This is a genomic window from Flavobacterium sp. UBA4854 (assembly GCF_002399805.1).
GTDB classification, from domain to species: Bacteria; Bacteroidota; Bacteroidia; order Flavobacteriales; family Flavobacteriaceae; genus Flavobacterium; species Flavobacterium ginsengisoli.
In genome coordinates this window covers 12,295-19,277 of sequence record NZ_DHEI01000131.1, presented here as the reverse complement: position 1 = coordinate 19,277, position 6,983 = coordinate 12,295, and the positions used below count along the sequence as shown (strand labels likewise).

The following is a 6,983-nucleotide window of genomic DNA, read 5'->3' as shown; positions in this document are numbered from 1 at the left end:
TTGGAGCGTTTGCAAAAGGCAATTGCAAAAGCGTTGGAGCGTTTTGAAAAATCAAATTCGGATAAAAAATTCATTCAGCTGAATACTGATAAAGGAAAAACGTTGCTCTATTTTAATAAAATCCAATATGTAAAAACTGCCGCGAGCGATAGTCGAGACAAAACGGTTTTACTTACTGATGGAAGTTTTTTGAATTTGAAAAATGTAAAATTCGATACGCTTTTAAACGAATTGCCTGATGCTGATTTCTGCCGAATCAATAAAAAAGAAATCGTGGCGGTAAAAGCAATAAAGTTCTTTAATCATAACGAAATTGTACTACATCATTTAGAAGAAAATAATAAGAACATCACGCTAATCTTAAGCGAAACTTATCGAGCTGACTTTTTAAAGAAAGTAAAACTCTAAAACTTATTACAATTTTTTCCCGACTTGTTACATGCGATCGAAATTAACAAGTGAATTGCTTTTTCACTAAATTCACAGTACGGATATTTGCGTTAATTAAATCTAAAGAACGAGTTTATGAATAATATAAAGAACTCTGTATTTTATGTAACAGTTATTGGCGGTTTTACCGCACTAATATATTGGGTAATTTCAAAAGGTGCCTCATTAGAAGTAGGACGTAATATTGTAAAGAAAAGTGTTGAAAGCAATCATTGGAAAGACTTTCTTCATTCGATGATCGAAAACTTGCAGCATCCTTTAGCCATTTTATTGGCACAGATCGTGACGATCATTTTAGTGGCGCGTTTGTTTGGATGGTTTTTTAGAAAAATCGGACAGCCATCGGTAATTGGCGAAATGATTGCCGGAATTGTTTTAGGACCTTCTTTGGTCGGAATGTATTTTCCAGAGTTTTCAGCAGCCTTATTTCCAAAAGAATCTTTAGGAAATTTACAGTTTTTAAGTCAGATTGGGCTAATTCTGTTCATGTTCGTTATCGGAATGGAATTGGATTTGAAAGTCTTGAAAAACAAAGCGCATGATGCCGTTGTAATCAGTCATGCAAGTATTGTAATTCCATTTGCTTTAGGTCTATCGCTTGCCTTTTTTATTTATGAAACGTATGCTCCATTGGGAGTTGAGTTTTCTTCTTTCGGATTATTTATGGGAATTGCCATGAGTATTACGGCATTTCCGGTTTTGGCTAGAATTGTTCAAGAACGCGGAATGCAGAAAACAAAATTAGGAACTATTGCCATTACCTGTGCCGCTGCAGATGACATTACGGCTTGGTGTATTTTGGCTGTTGTTATTGCCATTGTAAAAGCAGGTTCGCTTTCGAGTTCATTATACGTAATCGGAATGGCGATTTTGTATGTAATTATAATGCTAAAAATCGTTCGTCCATTCTTAAAAAGGGTAGGAGATTTAAATGCAACTCGAGAAAGTTTAAATAAACCCGTTGTTGCCATTTTCTTTATTACACTTTTAATTTCTGCTTATGCATCTGAGTTAATTGGAATTCATGCTTTGTTTGGAGCTTTTCTTGCTGGAGCAATTATGCCAGAAAACAACAAATTCAGAAACTTATTTATCGAAAAAGTTGAAGACGTTTCAATTATTGTTCTATTGCCACTGTTCTTTGTGTTTACAGGTTTGCGTACACAAATAGGATTGCTGAATGATCCTGAATTATGGAAGATTACAGGTTTAATTATTTTGGTTGCTGTAGTTGGTAAATTCTTCGGAAGTGCTTTGGCTGCCAAATTTATGGGACAAAACTGGAAAGACAGTTTGGCTATTGGTGCCTTGATGAACACAAGAGGTTTAATGGAATTGGTAGTTTTAAATATCGGTTATGATCTCGGAGTATTGTCAGCAGAAATTTTTACTATGATGGTAATTATGGCGTTGGTGACTACTTTTATGACAGGTCCAGCGTTAGATTTTATCGAGTTTATTTTTAAAGATAAAATAACAGCCGTTCAGCAGGAAATAGGAAGCAAAAGCAAATACAAGATTCTGCTTTCGTTTGCAACTCCAGAAAAAGGAAAGAAACTGCTTAAAATTGCGAATAGTTTGGTGAAAAAACAAGCTGATAATTCGATTGTAACGGCAATGCATTTGTCTTTAAGTACCGAAATACATTCTTTTGATGTGAAAGAGCATGAGAAAAAAATGCTGCTTCCGGTAATTGAAGAATCACACGCATTGAATCAGGATATGGTGAGTTTGCATAAAGTTTCTAGTGATATTGATTCTGATATTATCGATACAGCAAATCAGGGTGAATATGACTTATTGCTGGTTGGTTTGGGACAATCTATTTTTGATGGAACTTTGCTTGGTAAAATACTTGGATTTACAACCAGAATTGTAAATCCAGATCGTTTGATTGATAAGTTTACAGGAAAAGAAGGTTTGTTTGAAAACAATCCGTTTGATGAAAGAACGCGCCATATTATCTTAAAATCTAAAATGCCGGTTGGAATTTTTATTGATAAAGATCTAGAGGAAGTTAATCAGGTTTTGATGCCGATTTTTAGTAAAGAAGATGCTTTTTTAATTGAATATGCTAAAAAGCTAATTAATAACAACGGTTCTCAAATTACGGTTTTAGATGCTGGAGGAGAAGTGAAAAATACTAGAGAAATTCAGGAAACAATTCGTTCTATCGAGCAGATCGCACCCAATCATATTATGATTATGAATGACAGAACACTAAAGAAAGAATTTTTAGAAAGCCAAGATTTAATGATTATTAGTTTAGACAGCTGGAAAAAATTAATAGAATCTCAAAGTATCTGGTTGAATAACTCACCATCGGTTTTAATTCTTAAACCATAAAGTTTTTGAAGTTTCAAAAATTTAAAATCCCAAATTCCAATTTTACCTATTGGAGTTTGGGATTTTTTATAGGGCGCAGAACTTTGTCAAAGTTTAAAACTTTGACAAAGTTGTATGTCCAAAGATTGTAAGTTGAGATTTAGAAATTAAAGTCCCAAATCAAGAACATAAGAAATCTTAACCGCGATATTATCTTCAAATTTCATTAACTGATTTGGCCCGTATCTATAAAATCCGCCTAAACCAAAACCCTTAAAAATTCTGTTTAATTCGATTCCCGATTCAAAATAACCTTTATCGAGCGTTTTGTAAGTTGGACCAACATGTTGCTCTGGCTTTTCCATACTTCCCCAAGCCATTCTAGAAACTATAACAAGAGATGGTCGCACTTTTTTGAAAAGTGTAATTCGGTCAAAACCATGTTTAATTTGAAACATTAGATATTGGCTTGAGAAGAACTCATTAAAATACATAGTTTCAAAAGAGTTTCTTCCTGCAAAAGTGATACGCTGAATAACGGTTTCTTTAGTTAAGTTATTTGGAGCTGTATTGTACAAATGCGTAATTGGAACATCGCCCATTGCATAACCTGCCTGTAAAAGCAAACTTGTTTTTTGACGATTTAAGTACTGTTTTTCGTATTCTGCTTTAAAGTCTATTTTGCTAAAAGTAAAATCATTATCAAAAACATTTGGCAAAGATTGTGTGTATTGGAAAGTAAACCTCGGAAATTTTTTATCGCTTTCAGTTCTTCCTGTCGGAGTTTGCATGTAATTGCTAAAAGGCGCCCACAGAATAGAAAGCATTGCTGTGGTCATAACATAATTGGAATATAATTTTCCGTTAAGATTAAAAAGATAATCGAATTTTGGCTCGATATAATTTCGCGAAAGCTCCAAAATAGCCTCCGTTTTCGGAATAAATTTGGTTTGAACATTTCCTCTCCATCCCGTATATTCATAAAATGTGCTAATATTGATCGGACGAGGATCGTAAATTTTAAAAACACGTCTATCAACCGAAAAGACAGTACTTGCAATTTCTCGAACATCGTCGGCATAATAGCCATTAAACCAAGTATTGGTATGTTTGTCTAATAAAACACCACCTCCAACGCTGTATTTAAAAACACCATCTTTTGTTCCGTAAGCGGTATAGCCTTCAAGACGGAAATTTTTAGATAAACGGTCATTTGTAATACCGCCTATACCAAGACGAAAACCTTCGTAATTGTTATAGCTTATGATTTTTTTCAAATCCAAATCGACAGGACCAATCGGGTAGAAGCCGTTGATGATTTTTCGGCCAATTCCCAAACGTTTTTCGATTCGATTTCGAATAGAAAGACTATCTAATAGCAGATATGTTTTTTGGCTCTTTAAATCAAGATTTTCTTTTCTATAGGCTTCCCAGAAACTTTCTGGTTTTTTTGCCGCATCGTCTTTAATTTCGATATAAAGAGATGGGTTTTTTATCGGGTTGTTGGTGTTAACGCGAATATCAAAACTATTACTTTCAGAAAGCAGATAAGTAAAATCTGAAGCTACTTTTTTTCGCGATTCAAAATTCTCTTCAACGTCTCCATCAAATTGAATGGTTCCTCCAAGAATTCTGATGTCATCATCATTTTTTCCTTTTACGATTTTGAAAGTGGTATTGCTCTGAAACCATATTTTTTCTTTCGGAATATATTCAAATTCATGAATCCCACTGATATCCAAAACACCTTTAATTCGCATTACAGCTTTCGCAACAGCAAAATTTTCTTTATCGATATATAAGACTCCCTCTAATCCAGAAGCTCTGTGTCTTGACTTATTTTTAAAATAAATCATATACGTGTCACGGCCTTTAATACTAACAGTATCTAACAGTTTGTAATTGTAATTTGAAGGTGCATTTTTCGAAATAGGATTTTCATACTTAGTTTCGAACAATTCGTATTTAGAATCGTAAATCGAAATAGATTGAAGGTTGAAAGCTAAAACTTCATAAATAGGCTGTTTGAAACCAGCAATTTTGGTTCCTAAAACGGTTTCTTTTAATTTGTTATTTCCAAATTGATATTGAGAAACTTTCTCTGTTTGAAATAAATGCTGCTTGCTGACAATTTCTTTAAACTTATAATCAGACGAATCGATGTTGATGATTTTTTTATTTAAATCTTTATACGCCGCCGAAGTATCGATACGTCCGTCAATCGAATCGGGATTTGCGGTTACAATAAGTTTGTTGTAAGTTTTGTATTCAAAATTATCAAGCTTTTTCTGCGGATCATTGATCGACTTATTAGCAATAACTTTTTTTATTATAGCTAATGCAGGGTTTTCATTAGAAACCACAACTTCTTTTAAGTCATCTGTCTGCTGTAAAAGCGCTACAGAATAAAAAGTTTTAGTATTGATTAAAGCAATAGTTTTAGTCTGAAAACCTATATAAGAAACAGTAAGTGACGTGGCAGAACTGCTAATTTTAAAAATGAATTTACCATCAACATCTGTAATTGTGTTATTGTTTTCTGAAGTGGTAATGGTGGCAAACGGAAGAGGTTTGTTGTTTGAATCGGTTACGATTCCGTTTATTTGAATTTGCGCTTGAAGGGTAAGCGTAAAAAACAAAGTCAAAAAACAAAATAGCTTCATACAGAATGATATAGTTTCAAAAACGAAAAGAAATTAATTTTCGTATGCAAAAATAGCAATAAAAAAATCCGTCTGGTACAATAAACCAAACGGATTTTTTATTTTTATCTCAATCTCAGATTACACTTTCATGATTTCGGCTTCTTTTGCAGCCAATAACTCATCAATTTTTTTAATGTAAGAGTTTGTTAAGTTCTGAACTTCTTCTTCTGCAGATTTACAGATGTCTTCTGAAGTTCCTTCTTTTTCTAATTTTTTGATGTCAGTATTAGCATCTTTACGAGAATTACGAATACCGATTTTAGCATCTTCGGCTTCAGATTTTGCTTGTTTTGCCAAATCACGACGACGCTCTTCTGTTAATGGCGGTACACTAATAATTATCATGTCACCATTATTCATTGGGTTAAAACCAATGTTAGCAATCAAGATTGCTTTTTCAATTGCTTGCAGCATATTTTTTTCAAATGGCTGTAATGTAATTGTTCTAGCATCTGGAACACTAATTTTAGATACTTGAGAAAGCGGTGTTGCAGATCCGTAATAATCTACAAAAACACCTCCAAGCATAGCTGGAGAAGCTTTCCCTGCACGAATATTAAGAAATTCTTTCTCTAAGTGTGCAATAGTACCATTCATAGATTCCTCAGTACTTTCTAAAATAAAGTCTATTTCTTCAGTCATTTTTTCTTTAGTTTTCAGTTTTCATTCTCAGTTTTCAGTTAAAGTCTTGTGTGACTGTAAAGCTGTTACTGATGACTATATGTTTACTACAGTTCCAATGTTTTCGCCAGCGCAAATTTTCAATAAGTTTCCGATTTTGTTCATATCAAAAACAACGATTGGCAGTTTGTTTTCTTGGCTTAAAGTAAAGGCAGTTGTATCCATTACATTTAATCCTTTTTTGATTACATCATCAAATGAGATAAAATCAAATTTTACAGCCGAAGCATTTTTTTCTGGATCAGAATCGTAAACACCATCAACACGAGTTCCTTTAAGGATAACATCAGCGTTAATTTCGATACCTCTCAAAACAGCAGCAGTATCAGTTGTAAAATATGGATTTCCAGTTCCGGCACCAAAAATTACAATTCTACCTTTTTCAAGGTGGCGGTCAGCTCTTCTTTTAATGTATGGTTCTGCAATAGATTCCATTTTCAAAGCTGTCTGCAGACGTGTTTTCATTCCTTTATCTTCAAGAGCGCCTTGCAAAGCCATTCCGTTAATAACAGTTGCAAGCATTCCCATGTAATCTCCTTGCACTCTGTCCATTCCTGAGCTTGCTCCGGCAACGCCTCTAAAAATATTTCCTCCTCCAATAACAATAGCAATTTCTACTCCTTTGTCGTGAATCTGCTTGATTTCATCTGCATATTCGCCTAATCTTTTCGGGTCAATACCGTATTGTAAATCACCCATTAAGGCCTCGCCGCTAAGTTTAAGAAGAATTCTTTTATATTTCATGTGTGTGTTGCGTTAATTTGTGCAAATATAGACATATTCTGATTTTTAAAAATAATGTTTGCAAAAAATTAATTCTTG

General features: G+C 33.7%; 4 protein-coding genes and 1 pseudogene. 2 read left to right on the top strand and 3 right to left on the bottom strand.

The genetic code is table 11. The features are described 5' to 3' along the window. Both B3J44_RS18895 and B3J44_RS18890 read left to right on the top strand, forming a co-directional pair. Positions 1 to 408 (top strand): annotated as a pseudogene (locus B3J44_RS18895) (LytTR family transcriptional regulator DNA-binding domain-containing protein); the annotation flags it as partial. A gap of 117 nt (positions 409 to 525) precedes the next feature. Next, on the top strand, positions 526 to 2,796 hold the full coding sequence (locus B3J44_RS18890) for a cation:proton antiporter (protein WP_198855422.1): 2,271 nt from the start codon (positions 526 to 528) through the stop codon (positions 2,794 to 2,796). Positions 2,797 to 2,942: 146 nt separating this feature from the next. Here B3J44_RS18890 and B3J44_RS18885 read toward each other — a convergent pair whose 3' ends face one another. The 3 genes from B3J44_RS18885 to pyrH all read right to left on the bottom strand — a co-directional run bounded on the left by B3J44_RS18885 (position 2,943) and on the right by pyrH (position 6,905). Next, on the bottom strand, positions 2,943 to 5,438 hold the full coding sequence (locus B3J44_RS18885) for a DUF5686 family protein (RefSeq protein ID WP_286970509.1): 2,496 nt from the start codon (positions 5,436 to 5,438) through the stop codon (positions 2,943 to 2,945). Positions 5,439 to 5,558: 120 nt separating this feature from the next. Then, positions 5,559 to 6,122: a ribosome recycling factor gene (gene frr / locus B3J44_RS18880; RefSeq protein WP_095928306.1), complete on the bottom strand. Its 564-nt coding sequence runs from the start codon at positions 6,120 to 6,122 to the stop codon at positions 5,559 to 5,561. A 75-nt stretch (positions 6,123 to 6,197) separates the two neighbouring features. Then, entirely contained in the window at positions 6,198 to 6,905 is a 708-nt protein-coding gene (gene pyrH / locus B3J44_RS18875; protein ID WP_144217214.1) for a UMP kinase, read from the bottom strand. Between the last annotated feature and the right edge of the window lie 78 nt (positions 6,906 to 6,983).

Coding starts and splice junctions, on each gene's coding strand:
- B3J44_RS18890 (WP_198855422.1), top strand. CDS start 526: ATGAATAATATAAAGAACTCTGTATTTTATGTAACAGTTATTGGCGGT.
- pyrH (WP_144217214.1), bottom strand. CDS start 6,905: ATGAAATATAAAAGAATTCTTCTTAAACTTAGCGGCGAGGCCTTAATG.
- frr (WP_095928306.1), bottom strand. CDS start 6,122: ATGACTGAAGAAATAGACTTTATTTTAGAAAGTACTGAGGAATCTATG.
- B3J44_RS18885 (WP_286970509.1), bottom strand. CDS start 5,438: ATGAAGCTATTTTGTTTTTTGACTTTGTTTTTTACGCTTACCCTTCAA.